This is a genomic window from Thiothrix caldifontis, assembly GCF_900107695.1.
Classification (GTDB): Bacteria; Pseudomonadota; Gammaproteobacteria; order Thiotrichales; family Thiotrichaceae; genus Thiothrix; species Thiothrix caldifontis.
On the sequence record NZ_FNQP01000060.1, the window covers coordinates 1 to 1,381 of the forward strand.

A 1,381-nucleotide genomic window follows, 5' to 3' on the forward strand; every position below is an offset into this window, starting at 1 on the left:
ACCTGCGGTATGCCCGCAGGGTGATGTAACCCGCTGACAACGGGGAGTGAGGCGAGGTCATTACGCCAAGATGCTCCTCAAGGCTAAGCACGGGAGGCTGAAGAACATGAACCCATTCATCCGCCACTGAGGGTTGGAATGTCACCACGGCTTACATGACCTGACAAGCCGTGCAGGAAGAGGATACGGGGACAAGTTGGTACCGTATCCCGAAGGGGCAGCGATAGGTACGCAACTGTTCCGGGTCTGCAAATGCCATCACAGACCGGCTTGCGGCTTCCTGCCAACTTGCAGCAAGCAAGGGCAAAGTGTGCGATGGGCAGCCTCACCCGTGTGCTGGAGTCCAGACAGGTGAACCGGGGAAGGCCAATACCGGATGCCAAAAGGGGGCATGACCCCGATGCCGGGTTGGCTGGCGGAGCCTCCGTAGTAGTCCGCGATGGGGAAAGCCCATTACACGGCGAAGGGGGGCAGTTCAAACAGGTTTGCCACGCAAACTACCTGACTTTAGTGAGGTGAAGACCTTTGATAATCAGTGAACTGCAACGCAAACTGGCAACATGGACAACAGCCGACCCCGCCCGGCGGGTGGACAGGCTGTTGCGCCTGATGGCGCATCCCGTGTGGCTGGAAGAAGCGGCGCGTATTACCCTGTCTTCCCGTGGCGCACACACGCCGGGGGTGGATGGGGTGGACAAAACGCACTTCCAGCAACGGTTGCCACAACACCTGCAACAACTCCGTCAGGAACTGCTGTCAGGTGAATACCAGCCAAGCCCTGCCCGCCGGGTCTACATCCCCAAGGCAAACGGCAAGCTACGCCCACTGGGCATCCCCACCTTGCGTGACCGCATCGTGCAACGTGCGATGCTGATGGTCATGGAGCCGATCTGGGAAAGTGATTTTCATCCACTCTCTTACGGGTTCCGGCCAGAACGCAGCGTACACCACGCCATCCGTACCGTGAAACTGCAATTGATGGACAATACGGAAACACGTGGACGTTGGGTCATCGAAGGGGATTTGTCCAGTTACTTCGATACGGTGCATCACCGCTTGCTGATGAAAGCGGTGCGCAAGCGGATCAGTGACCAACGGTTCCTGTCCCTGCTATGGCGCACCATCAAGGCAGGCCATGTGGATGCCGGGCTGTTCCGGGCTGCCAGCGAAGGCGTGCCGCAAGGCGGTGTTATCTCCCCGCTGCTGGCGAACATCATGCTGCATGAGTTCGACCAGTATCTGGAGCAACACTACCTCGGCAAGAAGGCACGCAAAGACCGCTGGTACTGGAACAGCAGTATCCAGAAAGGGCGCAGCACGGCTATCCGGGAAGGCTGGGAATGGAAACCGGCATTGGCCTACTGCCGTTATGCCGATGACT

General features: G+C 58.7%; 2 protein-coding genes. Both read left to right on the forward strand.

The genetic code is table 11. From position 1 onward, the window contains the following. Positions 1 to 252 precede the first annotated feature (252 nt). Positions 253 to 519, forward strand: coding sequence for a hypothetical protein (locus BLV87_RS19650; RefSeq protein ID WP_175518092.1), 267 nt, complete (start codon positions 253 to 255; stop codon positions 517 to 519). Between the two features lie 6 nt (positions 520 to 525). Beyond that, on the forward strand, positions 526 to 1,381 hold an 856-nt coding region (locus tag BLV87_RS18915; protein WP_093071207.1), incomplete at its 3' end, for a reverse transcriptase domain-containing protein.

Excerpts from the sequence above, each read along its gene's own strand:
- BLV87_RS19650 (WP_175518092.1), top strand. The coding sequence starts at position 253 with ATGCCATCACAGACCGGCTTGCGGCTTCCTGCCAACTTGCAGCAAGCA.